Source organism: Nereida sp. NH-UV-3, from assembly GCF_042939535.1.
Lineage (GTDB): Bacteria > Pseudomonadota > Alphaproteobacteria > Rhodobacterales > Rhodobacteraceae > Nereida > Nereida ignava.
In genome coordinates this window covers 46,278-66,015 of the sequence record NZ_CP132158.1, presented here as the reverse complement: position 1 = coordinate 66,015, position 19,738 = coordinate 46,278, and the positions used below count along the sequence as shown (strand labels likewise).

Annotated in this window: 17 protein-coding genes; 10 read left to right on the top strand and 7 right to left on the bottom strand. The window is 52.2% G+C overall.

All coding sequences use genetic code 11. The features are described 5' to 3' along the window. Positions 1–80 precede the first annotated feature (80 nt). The 3 genes from NeNHUV3_RS12410 to NeNHUV3_RS12400 all read left to right on the top strand — a co-directional run bounded on the left by NeNHUV3_RS12410 (position 81) and on the right by NeNHUV3_RS12400 (position 3,879). Positions 81–1,076: a YeeE/YedE family protein gene (locus NeNHUV3_RS12410; protein ID WP_391483375.1), complete on the top strand. Its 996-nt coding sequence runs from the start codon at positions 81–83 to the stop codon at positions 1,074–1,076. Beyond that, positions 1,073–1,255 (top strand): hypothetical protein, encoded by a 183-nt coding sequence (locus NeNHUV3_RS12405; RefSeq protein WP_391483316.1) that lies wholly within the window; start codon positions 1,073–1,075, stop codon positions 1,253–1,255. Before NeNHUV3_RS12410 ends, NeNHUV3_RS12405 begins: the two co-directional genes overlap by 4 nt. A gap of 188 nt (positions 1,256–1,443) precedes the next feature. After that, entirely contained in the window at positions 1,444–3,879 is a 2,436-nt protein-coding gene (locus tag NeNHUV3_RS12400) for an FAD-dependent oxidoreductase (protein ID WP_391483314.1), read from the top strand. Here NeNHUV3_RS12400 and NeNHUV3_RS12395 read toward each other — a convergent pair. Beyond that, complete coding sequence (locus NeNHUV3_RS12395) at positions 3,876–5,519, bottom strand: sulfatase-like hydrolase/transferase (protein WP_391483312.1); 1,644 nt, start codon at positions 5,517–5,519, stop codon at positions 3,876–3,878. The genes NeNHUV3_RS12400 and NeNHUV3_RS12395 overlap by 4 nt on opposite strands. 269 nt (positions 5,520–5,788) lie before the next feature. On the opposite strand from NeNHUV3_RS12395, the gene NeNHUV3_RS12390 reads away from it, so the two are divergent. From NeNHUV3_RS12390 to NeNHUV3_RS12360, 7 genes are all read left to right on the top strand, one after another. Next, positions 5,789–6,820: a LacI family DNA-binding transcriptional regulator gene (locus NeNHUV3_RS12390; protein ID WP_391483310.1), complete on the top strand. Its 1,032-nt coding sequence runs from the start codon at positions 5,789–5,791 to the stop codon at positions 6,818–6,820. A 114-nt stretch (positions 6,821–6,934) separates the two neighbouring features. Continuing rightward, the gene (locus tag NeNHUV3_RS12385; protein WP_391483308.1) at positions 6,935–8,227 is read left to right on the top strand and encodes an ABC transporter substrate-binding protein; all 1,293 of its coding nucleotides are present in this window, start codon (positions 6,935–6,937) and stop codon (positions 8,225–8,227) included. A gap of 170 nt (positions 8,228–8,397) precedes the next feature. Further along, positions 8,398–9,336, top strand: coding sequence for a sugar ABC transporter permease (locus NeNHUV3_RS12380; protein WP_334067598.1), 939 nt, complete (start codon positions 8,398–8,400; stop codon positions 9,334–9,336). Between the two features lie 5 nt (positions 9,337–9,341). Beyond that, complete coding sequence (locus tag NeNHUV3_RS12375) at positions 9,342–10,175, top strand: carbohydrate ABC transporter permease (RefSeq protein ID WP_391483305.1); 834 nt, start codon at positions 9,342–9,344, stop codon at positions 10,173–10,175. A 21-nt stretch (positions 10,176–10,196) separates the two neighbouring features. After that, positions 10,197–11,201 carry an ABC transporter ATP-binding protein gene (locus NeNHUV3_RS12370; protein ID WP_391483303.1) on the top strand — a complete coding sequence of 335 codons (1,005 nt, stop codon included), beginning with the start codon at positions 10,197–10,199 and terminating at the stop codon, positions 11,199–11,201. Beyond that, positions 11,201–11,971: an L-iditol 2-dehydrogenase gene (locus tag NeNHUV3_RS12365; protein ID WP_391483301.1), complete on the top strand. Its 771-nt coding sequence runs from the start codon at positions 11,201–11,203 to the stop codon at positions 11,969–11,971. The genes NeNHUV3_RS12370 and NeNHUV3_RS12365 overlap by 1 nt, the downstream gene beginning before the upstream one ends. Continuing rightward, a complete protein-coding gene (locus tag NeNHUV3_RS12360; RefSeq protein WP_391483299.1) occupies positions 11,959–13,449 on the top strand; it encodes a mannitol dehydrogenase family protein in 1,491 nt (496 codons plus the stop codon). The genes NeNHUV3_RS12365 and NeNHUV3_RS12360 overlap by 13 nt, the downstream gene beginning before the upstream one ends. A 76-nt stretch (positions 13,450–13,525) precedes the next feature. Here NeNHUV3_RS12360 and idi read toward each other — a convergent pair whose 3' ends face one another. The 6 genes from idi to NeNHUV3_RS12330 are packed head-to-tail and all read right to left on the bottom strand — an operon-like array spanning position 13,526 to position 19,716. Further along, positions 13,526–14,041 (bottom strand): isopentenyl-diphosphate Delta-isomerase, encoded by a 516-nt coding sequence (gene idi, locus NeNHUV3_RS12355; RefSeq protein ID WP_391483374.1) that lies wholly within the window; start codon positions 14,039–14,041, stop codon positions 13,526–13,528. A 25-nt stretch (positions 14,042–14,066) separates the two neighbouring features. After that, the gene (locus NeNHUV3_RS12350) at positions 14,067–15,242 is read right to left on the bottom strand and encodes a geranylgeranyl diphosphate reductase (RefSeq protein ID WP_391483298.1); all 1,176 of its coding nucleotides are present in this window, start codon (positions 15,240–15,242) and stop codon (positions 14,067–14,069) included. 3 nt (positions 15,243–15,245) lie between these two features. Continuing rightward, complete coding sequence (locus NeNHUV3_RS12345; protein ID WP_391483296.1) at positions 15,246–16,526, bottom strand: BCD family MFS transporter; 1,281 nt, start codon at positions 16,524–16,526, stop codon at positions 15,246–15,248. Continuing rightward, on the bottom strand, positions 16,523–17,425 hold the full coding sequence (chlG, locus tag NeNHUV3_RS12340; protein WP_391483294.1) for a chlorophyll synthase ChlG: 903 nt from the start codon (positions 17,423–17,425) through the stop codon (positions 16,523–16,525). The genes NeNHUV3_RS12345 and chlG overlap by 4 nt, the downstream gene beginning before the upstream one ends. Positions 17,426–17,479: 54 nt before the next feature. Further along, complete coding sequence (ppsR, locus tag NeNHUV3_RS12335; RefSeq protein ID WP_391483293.1) at positions 17,480–18,895, bottom strand: transcriptional regulator PpsR; 1,416 nt, start codon at positions 18,893–18,895, stop codon at positions 17,480–17,482. 32 nt (positions 18,896–18,927) lie between these two features. Continuing rightward, positions 18,928–19,716 carry a B12-binding domain-containing protein gene (locus tag NeNHUV3_RS12330; RefSeq protein ID WP_391483291.1) on the bottom strand — a complete coding sequence of 263 codons (789 nt, stop codon included), beginning with the start codon at positions 19,714–19,716 and terminating at the stop codon, positions 18,928–18,930. Positions 19,717–19,738 lie beyond the last annotated feature (22 nt).

Genomic DNA, 19,738 nt, shown 5'->3' with positions numbered 1-19,738 from the left:
TCACGTCTGCGGCAGTGTTATTCTTTGCTGTATTCCTGTGCTTGTCTGTGTCTGCAATTGCCGGCCTTCGATATGGTTTAATGATTGCGATCGGCCTTGGATTTGGAGCCACTTTAGAAGCACTGCGCTTTGGCTTTGCAGGACCATGGCGGGCAATGATTTTGCGACGTGACCCTTCGGGTATCTGGGCTCAACTCCTTGCAATCGGAATTGTGGCGTTATTTGCGATACCGCTCATCAATAGTAACTCAGGTGAAGTTAACGCCGCTGCCGCACCCATAGGATACGCTATGGTTTTGGGCGCGTTTGTTTTTGGCGTCGCCATGCAAATTGTATTGGGGTGCGGATCTGGCACATTGGTCAACGCTGGATCAGGCAATCTTGTTTCTCTGATAGCCTTGCCCTTTTTTGCCGTTGGCAGTTTTGCAGGGGCTTTTCACCTATCTTGGTGGACGGGTCTTGGCGCGCTTCCAGCACAAAATCTAACTGGTTGGGAAGGTACCTTCACTACCTTGCTCGTTTTGTCAGGCGTTGCTGCGTTTTTGTGGTGGAAGGCAGAGCCACAGCTACGCCGACTTCCTAAGCGGTTGATACTAGCAGCGGTCCTAGTTGCTGTATTAGCGCTTCTTAACTTGATCGTATCAGGACAGCCGTGGGGCGTGGTTTATGGTCTGGGGCTTTGGGTCGCTAAGGGAGCATATTTTTCTGGTGTGGACCTGTCCGGATCAGTCTTTTGGACCGCCGCAGGATCGCTAGAACGCATCCAGGCAAGCGTGCTGACAGATTATACGTCACTCACAAATATCGGTTTGATCGCAGGTGCGTTCTTGGTGGCTTTTTGGCGAAAGGGTTTGTCACAACCACTGCCAAAGGTGCCAATGTCAGGCTGGGTCTACGCAGCAGCCGCAGGGTTTCTAATGGGCTACGCTGCTAGATTGGCCTTTGGATGTAACGTTGGGGCGTTCTTTTCTGGCATATCTACCGGTAGTCTTCACGGATGGGTCTGGTTCGCTTTCGCCTTTATGGGATCGTACTTGGGAATTTATTTGCGCCCACGATTAGGGCTGGAGGTATGACTTTGACGAGATATCTCACTGCTTCAATCGCGATAACGCTTGTCGCCAGCCTTCTGGTCTTTGACCTGATCATGATACCGCCGAACCCATACGTTGCACCAAGTGCCATAAGCCTTGGATCAGGTGAGGTAGCCGTAGGCGGATTTTGCGGAGATTTGCCAGTTACTACGAACAAATGAAGACTTTGCATTTTTAAGAAAATGAGCAGAGTTCACAGTGGGCTAGGAAAACTCTCGTTCCTCATTGCCGCCACCAGAAATCATAAAGGTAGCATTCGATATTCCTAAAACTTGAGGTTATCGCTTGACCGGTTTCATCGTTGTGCATTCATGAAGTTAACAGCACTTCAAATATGGATGGCAAACAGATGAGAGATCAAGCGCGTGTAGTGGTTATTGGTGGCGGTATTGCTGGATGTTCAGCGCTCTACCATCTTACGCAAGAGGGCTGGACCGATGTTATGCTGATTGAGCGTGACGAGCTGACGTCTGGCACCACATGGCACTCAGCCGCGCAGGTCACCAACTTTGGCATGAACCAAACGATGGTCGGCCTGAAAACACACTCGATCAATCTATACAAAGAGCTGCGCGACGACCCCGAATACCCCGTCGGCTATAACTATGGCGACGGCGGCATCCGACTTGCTAACACGCAAGCACAAATGGATGGATACCGGCAGTTCACGTCAATGGCAGCTGGAATGGGTGTTGAATTTGAGGTGCTGGATGCTGCTGAATGTGCGCGGCGGCACCCACTTATTTCGACAGATAATCTGCTCGGTGGTCTATGGGATCCGACTGATGGCCATATTGACCCCGCACAGCTGTGCCAAGCACTGGCGCGTCGTGCGCGTCTTGCAGGCGCTGAAGTCAACCGCCACACGCCAGTCACGGGGCTCACTCAACATGCTGACAGCACATGGACGGTCCACACCGAGAAAGGTGACGTAAAGTGCGAAATCGTCGTAAACGCAGGCGGCTACAGGTGTAATGAAATCGGGGCGATGATGGGCGTCCAGCACCCAGTTGCATCGATGGAACACCAGTATTTTCTGACAGAAGACATCCCTGCAATTGCTCAGGCAGGTCACCGGATGCCACTGCTGCGCTGCCCGATCAGCGACTATTACTCGCGACAAGAAAAGGGTGGATTGCTGCTTGGGTTTTATGAACAGGATTGCCGGACTTGGGGCATGGACGGCATTGATCCCAAATTTACGAATGCGCTATGCCCAGATGATTTAGATCGCGTCACCGATGTCCTTGAAGGTGCGTTTGAGCGGATGCCAGTACTGATGGAAACAGGCATTCGCGAAGTGGTAAACGGGCCCATTACCTACACCATTGATGGCGCGCCTCTTGTTGGCCCGATCCCCGGGAAACGAAACGCATTCTGCATCATTGGTCTGCGCGCAGGTCTGGGTGAAGGGGGCGGCCATGGCTGGCTGTTGGCACAACAGATCGTTCATGGTGAGGCGCAATATGACACGTGGGTTATCGATCCGCGGCGTTTCACCGGTCATGCGACTGTCGAGTTAACGGCACTCAAAGCGATCGAGGATTATCAAAACGAATTCCGCTTCCATTTCCCGCACGAACACCGACCCGCCGGACGCCCCATGAAAACAACACCACTCACACAGGTCCTTATTTCTGAGGGGGCAGAAATGGGCACCGTCAACGGGTGGGAGCGGGTTGATTACATCAAGCCAACGCAAGATTTCAAAGAGACTCTTGGGTTCAAGTTTAACGAAGTCCACGATGTTGTGGCAAAAGAAGTCACTGCAATCTCAACGAACGTTGGGATGACAGAGGTTTCTGGGTTCAATCGCTTTGAATTGACGGGCACGGATGTCCACAGCTTTCTTGATCGTATGATGTGCGGCACTGTCACCAAGCGCGAGGGTCGTGTGGGTCTGGGCTATCTTTTAAACAATCATGGCCTGCTCAAAGCCGAAGCAACAATTGCGAATATCCCTGCGTCTGATCGTGGCCCAGAACGTGTTTGGTACGGGTCGGCTGCAGCCTCTGAATATCATGATATGGATTGGCTAGAGGCACATATCAAAGCAGACGAAGACGTCAAAATCCGCTCACTTACAAACGCACAAACGATCCTTGTGATTGCCGGTCCAAAAGCGCGCGATGTTTTGTCTATGACCGCACGTGGGGATTGGTCGCGTGAGGCATTCCCTTGGCTATCCGTGCGCGAAACTCACATCGGGATTGCACCAGCGACTGTGCTTGGCGTCAGTTTTTCAGGGGAGCTGGCCTATGAGATCCACATTCCAAATGAAAGCTTACATGCGGCCTACGTTGCTCTGCGTAAGGCTGGTGAGGCGTATGGCATGACACTCTTTGGCTCACGGGCTGTGGAATCCATGCGAATGGAGAAAGGCTTTTTGCACTGGAAGTCCGACATTCTGACGGAATTTGATCCCTTTGAAACTGGGCTAGAGCGTTTTGTGAAGCTCAGCAAAGGCGACTTTATTGGTAAAGATGCGCTTGAAAAACGTATGGTCACTGGCCAACAGCGTAAACTTGTGACGCTCGTAATTGACGCAAAGCATGCACCCGCACATGGAGGCGCATCTGTACGTTTAGATGGGCGGATTATCGGGACCGTAACATCAGGGGACTGGGGCCACCGCGTAGGTAAAAACCTTGCTTACGCATTTATAGAGCCTGAATTTTCTCAAACAGGCACAACAATGACGGTGGATATCATCGGTGAAGCATTCGCAGCCGAAGTCATTGAAAGCGGACCATACGATCCTGAGTACAGCCGCATTCGCAGCTAAGTTTTGGGTGTGAAGTTTTGCACGACGGGACCGCGGTAGGCTGTTGTCATTTCAGGGTCTACTTCGGTGCCGTCCTTCAAGAACGGCAAAATTCCCTTGCGCAGTGACTTACCGCGCATCGCAGCGATGTCGTCATCTGAACGCGTAACCCTTTGTGACATGCGTCGGCCCCACTTTGCCAAATAACCGTAAAGCCGATCGATCTCGGCCTGATGTGCTGACCCTTTTGCAAGATCATGCACCTCGTTAGGGTCAGTCTTCAAATCGAACAACATGGGGCGGAAACCCCCTTCCGCATGCATCATTTTGAAACGGCCATCAAACACCATGAACAGCCTCGCATCCCGCGGCTCAAGGCCCAACTTGACTGCCTGTGGTGTCGCGGAGAAATCATATTCGCTGATCGCGTAATCTCGGGTTTTCGTAGGCTGGCCATGCAGAAACGGTACAAGGCTTTGGCCTTCAAGGATGTGATCAGCGATTGTGCCACCCGCCACATCTACAAACGTAGGAACAAGATCGATAGCCTCAACGAGCGCATCGCACGTCGTGCCGCGCGTTGCATCTGCACTGCTTCGCGGATCAAAAATAATCATCGGCACTTTAACAGATGGCTCGTGGAAAAGATCTTTTTCACCAAGCCAATGATCCCCAAGAAAATCACCATGATCTGACGTGAGAACGATCATAGTGTCATCCAACTTGCCTGTCATCTCAAGATGATCGAGAAGACGCCCCAAGTGATCATCACACTGCTTGATCAATCCCATGTACGCCGGCACCACTTTGGCGCGCACATCGTCATTTTGGAAAGCAGCTGCGATTTTATTCCCCATATAAGCATCATAAACTGGGTGTGCGTTTTCACGCTCAACAGGATCACGGTTGGGGGGCAAAACATGCTCGGGCCCAAACATATCATGATAGGGTGCAGGCACAATATAGGGCCAATGGGGCTTAATATAGCTGACATGAGCGCACCAAGGCCCCTCAGTCGTATCGACAAATTTGATAGCCTCAGAGGTCAGCCACGCAGTCTCACTGTCTTCTTCGCGAATGTTTGCTGGCTTATCAGCGTTATCAAACATCCAACCCGAGGCTTGCTCACCGTCTTGCAGACCCGCATTCGCATGAGCGGCCCACGGATTGTCTGCCTCATATCCTTTGGTCTTAAGGTACTCGTTGTAGGGCGAGCGTTGCTCGTCATAAAATCCATCAGGACCTTGTGCCCAAAGCCCATCATCACGAATGACAACGTCAAAACCACATTCCGCTTGGCGGGCACCAATCACGCTATCGGCTGCAAGGCCCAACCGCGCCATGCCTTCTGCATCTACGCGCATATGGGTTTTGCCGATCAGATAGCAATTCATCCCTGCTTTGTGCAAATGATCCCCCATCGTCATTTCACCCACACGCAGCGGAAAACCATTCCATTGTGCCCCGTGGGATGACGTATAGCGGCCTGTGTAAAAGCTCATCCGACTGGCGCCGCAAATAGGTGATTGAACATAAGCGTTCGTAAACCGCACTCCCAGTTGCGCAACCCGGTCAAAGTTAGGCGTGGGCAGGTATGGGTGGCCGGCGCAACTCAAGTAATCGAAACGTAGCTGGTCATACATGATGAAAAGGATGTTCATTTCTTGGTGCTGCCCTGTCTTGTAGACTGTGATCTGCGCAAACGCTTAGCACGCCAAGGCATGCTATTCACCACTGATAGTACATTTCTGGACTGACAGAATTATGCGGTTTGCGCCTAATCCGCACGACGTGATCCAATTCATTAAAGTTTAAGATCCAAAGCCAGAATGCGAAAAAGCAAAGAACATCTCCTCTTGACTAGGTGTAGAATTGCCTCTTAGCTTACTGTTATTAGCGCGCGCTAAAAATCAAAATATCAGGTGATAAAATGGGACAGCCGAAAATTCGCAATATGGAAGAATTCGCAAACATAAGCGGAATTTCTCGTCCAACTGTCTCAAAATATTTCAACAACCCTGAAAGCGTGCGCACGTCGACCCGAGCAAAAATTGAAGCTGCCCTTAAGCGGTACGATTACCAGCCTAACGTTTTTGCTATGAACCAAAACAGGCGTACAACAAAGAACATTGGTGTGGTTGTTCCAAACCTCGCCGACCCCTTCTTTTCTGAGATTGGGCGGCGTGTTGAATTGGCCTGTATTGACGCTGGCTACAGCCCCATCTTGCTAAGCTCGCACGGTAGCCCCGAGATGGAGCGGGACAATCTCACATCCTTACGCGCGCTCAAACCGGCTGGCGTGTTGCTCGCGCCGTTCGGACGCATGTCGGATGTTGAGGCCGTACAGACCTTTGACGCCGATTTCCCGCTCGTACTGTTCGACGCAAATATGAGCAGTATCGGCCAAGCATTTGTTGGGACAGATAACGCCCAAAGCGTTGACTTAATGGTGGAATACCTTTGTCGCAGTGGCGAAGCACCTTGTTTCTTTGAAATGAAGTCACCCACAAACCCCAACGCCAACAAGCGCCGCCAGGCCTATATTGATAGTATGGAACGCCACGGCCATGTGCCGCGTATTTATCAAGCTGATGGTGAGGGCTGGAACTTTGAAGAAATTGGTAAGGTTGAAGGTGGACGCCTTCTGGCCGCTAAGTCCTTTGAAACCAAGACTATTCTTTGCAGTAATGATCGCCTTGCTATTGGGATGTTGTCGGCGGCCTATGACCTGGGTTTACGTGTAGGGCATGGTCCGGAGTGTGACTTGCGCATTGCAGGACATGACGATCACCCTTTCTCTAAATTCACCTGCCCACCGCTCACCACGATTGCACAAGATTATGAGGCAATCGCGAATCGTGCGGTGCGTGAGTTGTTCAGCACGTTAGAGGCCGAAGATCAGACAAAAGATCGCTCGGAGACAACGTTTGACGGCCGTCTTATTATGCGCGAGTCCGCCTAAGTCCTTGATTGAACGCCCGCTTTAAATAAAATTTACGCGCGCCAATTTGTAATTGACTTCGCGTTGCCGCCTCACCTAGTATTGTTCTCACGACCCAAAGAGGAGGAAATTTGGATGTCTATCAAGAAAGCATTATACGCTGCTACAGCGATGTCGCTTTTCGCAGCCGGCGGCGCGATTGCAGACGGCCACGCAAAAGAATTGACGATTGCGATCGTAAACAACGGTCACATGATCAACATGCAGAAAGTTGCAGAAGCGTACACAGAAGAAACAGGCGTTAAGCTGAATTGGGTTTCTCTGGAAGAAGGTGTTCTACGTGAGCAAGTAACGTCCGACACAGCAACCGGTGGTGGCCAATACGACATCATCAATATCGGCATGCAGGAAGCACCAATTTGGGGCGCAGCAGGCTGGATCGAACCCCTGGAGTTTGGCGCAGACTACGACGTTGACGACATCCTGCCGGCTATGCGCGCGGGTTTATCACACGAAGGCACGCTTTATGCAGCACCATTTTATGGTGAAAGCTCAATGGTTATGTACCGTAAAGACCTGACCGACGCAGCTGGCGTGACAATTGCTGACAATGATAGCTGGGAAAACATTACTGCTGCAGCTGCAGCAATGCACGACCCAGATAACGGCGTCTATGGTGCATGTTTGCGCGGGAAGCCAGGCTGGGGAGATGGCATGGCATTCGTAACAACCGTCGCAAACTCTTTTGGAGCAGCCTGGTTTGACAAAGATTACAATCCTACGCTGAATACACCGGAATGGAATGCAGCGGTTACAATGTATGTGAACCTGCTAAACAACTACGGCCCTCCAGGTTCAGAAGGCAACTCTTTTAACGAGATCCTTGCTCTTTATAACGAAGACAAATGCGGCCTCTGGATTGACGCAACAATTGCTGCTTCCTTCCTTGAAAACGAAAACGTTGCGTATGCTCAGTCTCCAAATGCTGGTAACCCAGTAGGTGCAAATTGGCTATGGGCATGGGCAATGGCGATCCCTGCTGGTTCCCCAAATGCAGACGAATCTCAGAAGTTCATTGAGTGGGCAACATCTAAAGAGTACGTTCAAGCTGTGGGTAACCACCCAGACTTCGGTTGGGCAAAAGTGCCAACAGGACAGCGTGCCTCTACGTATGCGATCCCTGAATTCCAAGCCGTTGCGAAGTTCGCAGCAGCTGAAATGGCTGCAATCGACTCGGCAGCTCCTGAAGCAACAGATTTGAAGCCATATGTTGGCGTACAATTTGTAGCGATCCCTGAGTTCCCAGAGGTTGGTTCCGCAGTTTCTCAAGAGATTGCAGCAGCATTGTCTGGCGCAAAGTCTGTCGAAGATGCATTGGCAGCAGGCCAAGCAGCAGCTGAAGCAATCATGACTGAAGCAGGCTACTAAGTTCTGCTTTAGATTTTAGGAAGGCCCGGCTCTGACCGGGCCTTCCACTTTAGACGAACAGTGGGCGTCGCGGCCCAGATCGACCGCCACACAACAGCATACCAATCACCATTCAGTTAAATTACTCTTAGAACATCGCGAGCAACATGCTTCGCAGGAGATCTCTAGTCATGTCTAACAGAACGCTTCCACGCTTGCTTCAGTCTCCGGCAGTTGTCCTGCTGTTGATCTGGATGCTGGTGCCGCTTTCGATGACGCTTTATTTTTCGTTTATTCGCTATGTGCTGAATAACCTGCGCAAACCAGAGTGGACGACACCCGCCCTCAGTAACTGGCGTGGTTTTGGCAACTACGAGTTTGTTCTGAAGTCCAAAGATTTTATTTTTGCGATCCAGAACAGCCTTCTGATTGTTTGCAGCATTCTCTTCCTGACCGTGATCCTTGGCGTTCTAATCGCCGTGTTGATCAACAAGTCATTCCCCGGACAAGGCATCGTTCGCGTTCTCTTGATCTCTCCTTTTTTCGTCATGCCAGCGGTAAACGCAGTTTTGTGGATCAACATGATCCTTGACCCAGTTCTCGGCCTACAGGGCATCGCGGTCGGCAGTATCAACGATCTCGTCGATGGGCTGAGGGCCGCGCCCGGTGTTGGCTGGTTCTTCTCGCTTTGGCCTGAATTGACCCCGATTTCATTCCGCGCAACGCAAACCTCTGCTTATGCGGTGATCATCATGGTCACATGGCAGTGGACTCCTTTTGCAATCCTGATCTTCATGACGTCCTTGCAGTCTGAGGATCAGCAACAAAAAGAAGCTGCCATCCTTGATGGGGCCAGCACATGGTCGCAGTTCCGCTTTTTGACGCTACCGCATCTGGGTCGTCCCATTGCGATTGTGGTGATGATCCAAGCGATTTTCCACCTCTCGCTTTATGCGGAGATCGAAATCGTAAGCCGCGGCAACGGGAATAAAAACTTGCCTTATTTGATTGGTGAATTTGCCAACAACAACATCGGTGCAGCTTCCGCGACAGGAATCTTTGCCGTCATCCTAGCCAACATCGTCGCAATTTTCTTGCTGCGCATGGTTGGCAAGACATTGATGGAGTAACGAAAATGGCGATTGTTGCACAATCTTCGAAATACGGACAAATCAGCCGCACCCTTTTGGCCTGGATTGTTGGATTATTATTCTTCTTCCCCATCTTCTGGCTTGTTCTCACAAGCTTTAAGACGGATGCAGATGCGGTGAAGCCGGAATTCTTGTTCTTCTTCACGCCAACGCTAGAGAATTACACAAACATGACCGATAACTATGACTATTGGCGCTTTGCGACCAACTCAGTCATCACTTCGGTGTTCGCGACGATCTTCGCGCTCGCGGTTGGTATTCCGTGCGCCTACTCCATGGCGTTCAACCCGACGCGCGCGACTAAAGATGTGTTGATGTGGATGCTCTCGACCAAGATGCTTCCTGCGGCGGCGGTCCTTTATCCGATGACCTTCCTGACCAAAAGTCTGGGGCTGTTTGATACGCACTTCATGGTCATTCTGGTTCTGTGCCTGATCAACCTTCCGATCGTGATCTGGATGCTCTTCACCTACTTCAAAGAGATCCCAAAAGAGATCATCGAAGCAGGCCAAATGGACGGCGTGAACACATGGGGAGAGATCAAAGAGATTCTCATCCCACTCGCATGGGGCGGCATCGCATCGACAGCATTGCTCTGCTTTATCTTTTGCTGGAACGAAGCGTATTGGACGGTTCGCTTAACGACAACTGACGCCGCGACCCTGTCAAAACTCATTGAAGGGAACCGCGCACCAGAGGGTCTATTCTTTGGACGTCTCTCCGCTGTCTCCGCAGCTGCTGTTGGCCCGATCATTGTCTTGGGCTGGTTCTGTCAAAAACAATTGGTCCAAGGCCTCAGCTTTGGCGCCGTCAAGTAATACCGGGAATAGGATAATATCATGGGACGTATCGTACTTGAACAAGTGACCAAGAGCTTTGGCGAAACACAAGTCATCCCTCCGTTGGATCTCACGATTGAAGACGGTGAATTTGCAGTCTTCGTTGGGCCATCAGGCTGCGGAAAATCAACTCTGCTGCGCTTGATCGCAGGCCTTGAGGACACAACATCCGGCAAGGTTCTGATCGACGACGAAGACATGACGTCAGTTTCGCCTTCCAAACGCGGCTTGGCGATGGTGTTTCAATCCTACGCGCTCTACCCGCACATGACCGTGCGCAAGAACATCGCCTTTCCGATGCGAATGGCAGGCATGAGCGAAGAAGAGCAGAACAAGCGTATTGAAGCGGCAGCTGCTTCTTTGAACCTCACTGATTATCTGGACCGCAAGCCGGGCCAATTATCTGGCGGTCAGCGTCAGCGTGTGGCTATTGGCCGTGCAATTGTACGGGATCCGTCTGCGTTCCTCTTTGACGAGCCGCTCTCAAACCTTGACGCGGCACTGCGCGTTGGGATGCGCCTTGAGATTACAGAGATGCATGAGCGTATGCAGACAACGATGATCTACGTGACACATGACCAAGTCGAAGCGATGACGATGGCCAATAAAATCGTCGTGCTGCAAGCGGGCGTAATCGAGCAAGTCGGCTCGCCATTGGAACTATATCACAAGCCGCGCAACAAGTTTGTCGCTGGGTTCATTGGTAGCCCAAAGATGAATCTGATCGAAGGTGCAGAAGCTCAAAAGCACGGCGCAGAAACGATCGGCATTCGTCCAGAGCATGTGACTGCCTCTAAGACCAGTGGCCTATGGCACGGCACTGTTGGTGTGGCCGAACATCTGGGGTCAGATACCTTTGTCCACGTCCACGGCATCGAAGGTTGTGACCCAATGACAGTGCGCGCAGCGGGAGATGCTACGTTCAAGCATGGTGAAGAGATTTTCCTCACACCAGACGAGACGCAGCTTCACAAGTTCGACACAGCTGGATTGCGGATCGAGTAATGCAACTGGCTGGCAAGACAGCACTGATCACAGGAGCCGCCCGAGGTATCGGGCGTGCTTTTGCTGAGGCGTACATCGCTGAAGGCGCCCGCGTGGCGATTGCAGATATTGACAACACACGTGCTGCAACAACTGCTGGTGAGCTAGGTGATCGTGCTATTGCTGTGCACGTTGATGTCACCGATCCGGCAAGCATTGACACCGCAGTTGCCAATACGATTGAGCAGTTCGGTCACATCGACATTCTGATCAACAACGCGGCGATGTTTACGGCCGCACCCATCGTTGAAATTGAACGCGCGGATTATCAACGCGTGTTTGACATCAACGTATCGGGTACGCTGTTCACGATGCAAGCTGTGGCACGCCACATGATAGAACGTGGCCAAGGTGGTAAGATCATCAACATGGCCTCTCAAGCTGGTCGTCGCGGTGAACCGCTTGTAGCTGTCTATTGTGCGACCAAGGCAGCAGTAATCAGCCTGACCCAATCCTCGGGCCTCGATTTGATCAAACATGGGATCAACGTAAACGCGATTTCACCCGGCGTGGTCGACGGTGAGCATTGGGACGGCGTGGATGCGTTCTTTGCCAAGCATGAAAACAAAGCACCGGGACAAAAGAAAAAAGAGGTTGGCGCCGCTGTTCCCTATGGCCGCATGGGCACAGCCCAAGACCTCACTGGCATGGCCGTCTTTCTGGCCAGCGATGCGGCGAATTACATCGTCGCGCAAACATACAATGTGGATGGTGGACAATGGATGAGCTGATCTCCCTTTCTAATACGACTTTGGATCAACTGAGCGTTGAACACCCGCAATACGATCGCACCGCCCTCACCCCTGGCATCGTGCATATTGGCGTTGGTAACTTTCACCGTGCGCATCAGGCGTGGTATTTGCATCGCTTGATGCAAGCTGGAGAGGCGCACGATTGGGCCATTATTGGTGCAGGCGTGCGGCCCTATGATGCGGCAATGCGTGAAAAACTGTTGGCGCAGGATTGCCTAACAACGTTGGTTGAATTGGACCCAGAAAACGTTTCTGCAGAAGTCGTTGGCTCCATGATTGATTACCTGCCTATCGAGGAAGGAAACGCGCCCCTTATCGCGCAAATGGCTGACCCTGCTATTCGTATTGTTGCAATGACAGTCACTGAAAGCGGCTATTACATCGATCCCGTTACTAAGGGTTTTGATGCAGCGCATCCGGATTTGCTGCACGATGCCGCCCACCCCGAAACGCCGCGCACCGCCTTTGGCGCACTGGTTGCAGCCCTCAAGCTACGCCGTGCGGCGGGTCACGCGCCTTTCACAGGATTGAGCTGCGACAACCTGCAAGGCAACGGTGATATCTTGCGCCAAACTGTCGTATCGTTGGCGCGCCTTTCTGATCCAGACCTTGCGGATTGGATTGATGCCAATGCGACTTTTCCAAACTCTATGGTCGATTGTATCGCGCCTGTGACGGGTCCGAAAGAACTTGCCCTTGCGCATAATTTCGGGATCAAAGACGCCGCTGTCGTCACGCATGAGGCATTTCGCCAATGGGTGATTGAAGACAAGTTCTGCGCAGGTCGCCCCGCTTGGGACACGGTTGGAGTAACTTTTTCCAATGACGTCCACGCGTTCGAAACCATGAAAATTCGCATCCTTAATGCCGGGCATCAGGTCATCGCGAACGTTGGAGAAACGCTAAGCATCGAAACGATTGCAGGCTGCATGGCGCATCCTGCGATCCGTAATTTCTTTGGCAAGGTTGAGCGCGACGAGATTGCGCCAACCGTGGCACCTGTTCCCGGCAAGACACCCGCGGCTTATGTTGATTTGATCGAAGCGCGTTTCTCAAACCCGCGCATTGTTGACACAACCCGCCGCGTTGCCTTTGACGGGTCTGCGCGCCACACCGGTTTCGTGTTACCTATCTTGCGTGACCAACTCGCAGCAGGTCGGTCTGTGAGCGGACTTGCATTGGTCGAAGCTCTTTGGGCGCGGATGTGCGCCGGTACACGCGAAGACGGCTCGGTCATTGAAGCGAACGATCCAATTTGGGCTGAGCTAAATGCCGCGGCATTGGAAGCAAAAGAACAGCCTACCGCATGGTTGGACCAGAGCAATATCTACGGTAATTTGCGCGATGCAGAGCCATTTCGTGACGCTTTTTGCCGTTGGTTGACGATGATTTGGGATCAAGGATGCATTGCGGCAATGAATGAATACACCGCCTTTGATCGCCAAAAATCAGCGTGATCCGCTAACCCAACTGTACTCACCAGTCAGATAGGACCGTCACGTCGAGCGATGACATGCTAGACGTGACGGCGGATCAGCCGAATATTTGCTGGCGGAACTGATCCATGTAAATTTTGACCCAAGGCGTAAATTGAGCCGGATCAGTGTCGATCGCTTGGTCGATTTCAGCAAAAGACATCCAGCGGTAGTCCATAACTTCCGCTGGATTAGGATCTACACCCAAGCTTTCATCCACGTGACCCACGAAAACGTCAACGACCTCGTGCTCGATCAAGCCTTGGAAAACATCCGCGCGGTATTCAACCGTGTCCGCAAACACAGGCTTAACACCAACGATCCCAAGTTCTTCGGTCAAACGGCGTTCAGCACATACCGCTGCATCTTCGTCCCAATCAGGATGCGTACAACAGGTGTTCGCCCACAAACCCGGCGTATGATATTTACACATGGCGCGCTGTTGCAGCAGCACTTTATCGCCCGCAAGTAAGAAGACAGATACAGCCTTATGACGCAGGCCACGCTGATGCACCTCGAGTTTCTCGACCGGCGTCAGAACACCATCAACCCACGCAGGGATCATCACGTCCAAAGTTATATCCTTCATCTGCGCACCCTTACGTTCGAAGCGGGTTCACAAGCCCCATCAGATGCGCGACGTTCTTAATACCGATCTTGATGTGCGCCAAGGGCCGTTTAGCCACCAGCTTTTTATGCATATACGCTTCGAACGTGAGGCGTTGCACATCAATATCATGGCACAGGCTGACAAACCGTTCGCGGCGCTCATCACTTTTATAATACGCGTCCTGCATGGCGCCCAAAATCTTGAACACGCCTTTATGTTCGCGCATGAATAGTTTGCGTGCCAACTGCAGATCTTTCACACGACCAGACGTAAGGCACGCCGTCGCCGCAGTCGCAGCCGCACGACCACCAGCCATCGCATAGAAAATTCCTTCCCCAGATGACGGTGCAACAACACCAGCCGCGTCGCCCGCAAGGACAACATCTTTACCGTTATCCCATCGACTTAGCGGTTTAAGCGGGATGGGCGCACCTTCTTTACGCAGGGTTTTGCAATCACTCAAACCTGACGCCATTCGCAGATCTGCAGTTGCTTGCTTGAGGTCTACACCTTCAATGCCAGTCCCCATACCAACGCTTGCAGAGGTACCATGGGGGAAAACCCAACCGTAAAAGTCCGGCGAGATTTTACCGTCATAAATCACATCACAACGCAGCGGGTCGTAAGCTTCGCTTGGCGCCGGCGCCTCAATAATCTCATGATACGCGATGACGTAAGGAATGGTATCACCGCCGGGTACCTCAGCACGGGCAACGTCCGAGCGTGCGCCATCGGCCCCGATGATCAACTTTGTTTCAAGCGCCATTTCTTCGCGCGTTGCTTTATCGCGGTAGATCACTTTTGTGCTGTCACCGCGTTCAATACGCAAAAATGTACCCGTAAAGCGCGCAACCCCTGCATCAGCCGCGCGGCATCGCAAAAATTCGTCAAAGTCTTTGCGGTCAACCATTCCAACGTAACCATTTTCAATCGGAATATCTACTTTCCGGCCTGTGGGACTGATCATCCGCGCCGTTGTGATCTTAGCCACGAGCTGTTCATCGGGGATACGGAATTCAGTAATTGCAACTGGTGGGATTGCCCCCCCACAAGGCTTAATCCGTCCTGCCCGATCAAGCATTGCCACGGATTTTCCCGAGCGTGCCAAGTCTTCGGCAGCCGTCGCACCAGAGGGTCCACCCCCCACAACAACAACATCATACATTAGTTATTCTCCTGCGATCAGCCGCGCGTCTGGCGCACGGTTTTCCATGGTGCGGCTAGCCATAAGCGCCGCGGCTAAAAAGAGAGATGCTTCGAGCAAAAAGACAGCGCCAAATGCCGTCGCGTCAGGCAAAGGGCCGCGCATAAGATCGACAGCCGCGGCACCAAGAAGGCCACCGAAACCTGCCGCAATTGCTTGGGCAGCGCCCCAAAGGCCCATTCGGGTCCCCTCACGGGTCTCACGACCGTCGCCCGCCAGTGCCATCATCGAGCCAATTGCCGCAACAGCGAACATGCCGTTAAAAAAGCCCAAACCCACAACGAACGGCGTCAGCGGGATATGACCCAGTTGACCGATGATCGTGATAAAAATCAGTGTCAGAGCAGAGCCAAGACAGCCCGCGACAACCCAATGGCGTAACTGCCCAAGACGAAGGCCCGTGGCAGCAATCCCTACTGTAAGCATTCCAATGAACACGCCGCCGTTTTGCGCACCCGACAGGGACGTTGATTGACCAGGCGTGAATCCAAAAACAAGGCCGGCGTAAGGCTCAAGAATGAGTTCCTGCATGAAATATGCGGTCATCGAAAGAAAAACAAAGATGGTGAATATGCGGGCTTTAGGCTCTGACCATACTTCTCGAAGCCCTTCGGCAAACCCCATCGGATCAGCGGTCGAAACCTCTGAAGTGATGCCTCTTTCAATACCTAGTGTCGCCAGCATTGTAACGACAACCGCAGATACACATACGATAGCGACAATCTTCAACAGAAGTTCAGGTGAATATGGATCAAGGAACGCACCAACAGTACCAGCGGTCACTGCGATACCGAAAATCATCATTAGCCATGTTATTGTAGCAGCTGCTGCGCGCCGATGTGGGGCCGTTGATGTGGCAAGCAACGCGAGAAGTGACGTACCAGAGGCGCCTACCCCAAGCCCGATAAGCGCGTAACTGACTATAGAAAGCAACAGGCCCGAAATCCAAAGGGTTTGCAAAAGAACAACCCCAAGGGCTGCACCAAATCCGCCAAGCGCCAAGGCAATCATACCCAGATTGATCCAGCGCGTCCGATTGCCCCCTTGATCACTTATGAACCCCCAATTAGGGCGCGTCATTTGAATGCCGTAATGCAAAGCAACAAGAAGTCCTGGAAGGACTGCAGGCAATGCCAGTTCAATCACCATCAAGCGGTTTAGGGTCGAAGTTGTGAGGACAACAATCGCACCCAAGCATGTCTGAACCAGACCTAGCCGCACAATTGAGAGCCAACCAAGCGTCATAGGCCAACCGTCCGCACTGCAAACGCAGCGATCATCATTCCGCTGACATAAAGAGTGACACCCGTTCCATTATACCACGGCGCGTTACCCTTTGGGTCGTTTAGCAGAACGCGCATTGCCCAGATTTGAAACGCAAGAACACCTGCTACAGCAAGCCCATGAAGCGGGCGGTCCCATGTAAACAAAAGAGCAACAACAATGACCTGTGGAACCGCCATAACCCAACAGGCGAGTTTCGCTGCGCGCGGTGGACCCATTGTAACAGGCAAAGAGTTCACGCCCATAACGCGGTCGCCCTCAAGGGCCTTAAAATCGTTTAGTGTCATGATGCCATGCGCGCCAGCAGCGTAAAGCAATGCAAGCAGGCAGACTTCCAAGGACGGCGCCGTGGCGCTGAGAACTGCTGCGCCCGTAAACCATGGCAATCCCTCATAGGATAACCCAACAAGCCCAGGCCCCCACCATCCCGATCGCTTCAGGCGGACTGGCTCGGCAGAATAGGCCCAAGCAGCAAGCACCCCAACAATTGTCGCGCCAAAACCCCAAGGACCAAGCTGATATCCAACGGCAAGTGACAGAACGGACATACCCAGAGCAATCCAAAGCCCCCAACGCCCAGGAATGCGCCCCGAAGGGATGGGGCGATCGGGTTCGTTAATTGCATCTACATGACGGTCGCACCAATCGTTAGCTGCTTGGGACATGCCGCACACGATGGGGCCAGCGAGTAAAACGCCCAAGATAACCAGCCACCATTGGCCGGTCGGAGAGACACCTGCACTGACGATACCGCAAAGATATGCCCACATAGGTGGGAACCACGTGATCGGCTTGATCAGGCGGAGCATTGCACGGGGTTCGGGCAAAGTGCGGGAATGGCTAATTTCGCTGACACTCATGTGTCAACTAAACATTACATTTTGTGATTCAGCAAGTGTAAAGGCTGATTGACGCTACTCGTCAGTGCTTTTTGCCAAAAGGCCAAACTTACGCAGCTTCACATAAAGTGACTGGCGCGACAGGCCCAGCATCTCTGCAGCTGCGACGCGGTTATTGCCCGTCAACTCAACAGCCGTTTCGATACACATTTTTTCGACAACATCAGTCGTGTCTGCAACGATATCTTTGAGAGTCGCGTTACCAACCAGCTCCATCACAGACTGAGCAGCGTCATCACTTACAGGACCAGCACTAGGGCGGCCAAGCTCAGCACGGCTCGTATCACGGATGACAAAAACAAAACTTGGGTTGGTAGTATCTGCCAAATAAGTCGCAGAAATTTCAACAGCACGGCTACCGTCATAATCGCCAACCAACTTGGTCGCGTACATCCGCATTTGACCAGTACGCGCAGCGTTCTCGAGCAGCACCTTTTGATCAACGCCCCCACGAACCAAGAAATCGCTAATCTGGCGACCCTTCACATTCGTAATATGACCTGCATCCGCAAGAGTTAGGAAGCTATCATTGGCGGAGCGAATAACACCTGACGCATCCGTGAAGACAATTGCATCAACGCCCTCCTCATAAAAGGACTGCAAATCTTCAGCAAAAGCATCACCGATACGGCTGCCTGCATCTGTACTATCCAAACGACATAACAACAGCTTTTCACCCGCTGCGCGGAATAGGCTCGGTTGAACAGAAAGCGTAAGCTTAGACGCCCGCACCATAAGCTCCATCGGAGCAAAACTGTCCGAAATAGCAAGGTTATGCAGCGTTTCGAGCAGCTCGCCTTTGCGACGGCCATCAAAGATTTGGGCAACAGCACCACCCATCAAATCATCACGGGACGCACCCAATAGCTTTGCCGCATTACGGTTCAGATCTGCGATCCGACCAGAGGTCGCGTTAATGAATACTAACGCATCGGTGCTCGCCTCCATTAGAACGCGGTATCGCGTGTCAAAATCGCGGCGCTGCTCGTAATCTTGTTCGAGAGCAATTTGCGTTTTCACCAACTGCTGCTGCATTTCCGCAATCGGACGCAAGTCACGGCCAAGGATCAACAAGCTGCCATCAGGCCCGAGCCTGTGGAACGTGTATTGGATAGGAAATTGTACTGACGCTTCAACGTGGTTCAGCTCAATCGGACGCTCGCAATCAGTCCCAGCAAGAAACAGCTCAAGCTTTGTATCAAGCTTATCGACACTTTCAGATGTCAGCACATCACGGATATTACGCCCCTGCCAACGATGCACCGCGCCAAAGTCTGCGCCTGTTTTCTTGCTCATGACAGAGAGGACCTCACCATGTAGCGAGATCACAAATGCCAAATCAGACGTTGCAGCAATAAGTTTGCCCAAAATGTCCGGGCTTACCAACGGCATTGAACTACCCGCCCAATACTCTTGTCCACGCGAGGTCATGTGCGCGCCTTCAAAATCATATGCATTCTGCTTCAGACTTTCTTTCTCGGGCGTGGCGCGCCTTGGTTTGAAACTATCAGACCGCATTTTTGTAATGCTCTTTTCGGATCTGATTCCACATGATCTGCTCCAGTGAGTGCCTTAATATCCAGCTTCTGACTTAGGAGCGAGCCGCCTACAATAATGGGCACATGCTGCTTAGCCGTTATGCGTATATTTAAGATACATTCACGAATATGTTCAAGTCTTTCACCATCAGATGCGGATATCATAATTGCATCATATGACGATTTAGACACTTCTTCTGCGACCACTTTCACAGGCTTGTCCATCAGCAGTCGGCACGAGACGCCAGACCGGCGCAATTGTGCGGCAGCAACTCCGGCACCCAGAGTGTGATAATCCCGCTCTAAAACGACCATCAGAACGCTTGGTCCAGCGACGACTTTGTTGGCGTTCGCCTGTGCGGCTGGCGGCATCAAATCGCGCAGCATACCCTGAAGACGTGCAACCGCGATGGTAACATCCGCAAAGCTTGCCTCATCTTTGCACCACTGATCGCCCATCACACGAGCAGCTTCCGGAATATAGACGTCACAAATTTCTTCGTCTGTTAGGCCAAGCATCTTGGCTTCTGTGCGCCACACATCACGGGCACTCGGGTCATAATCGCGAATAGCACTGCACAGTGAAAACAAAACATCGGGCCGCGCATCGCTCAAGGCGTTTGCGCGCTCGTCCGCGAGCGTCATCAAAACCCGTTCGGCGAGACTATCAACTTTCGGGGCGTGGCGGCGCTGGCTGATCTTTCGATCCGACATTTTAGCTCCTAATGACCCCAAA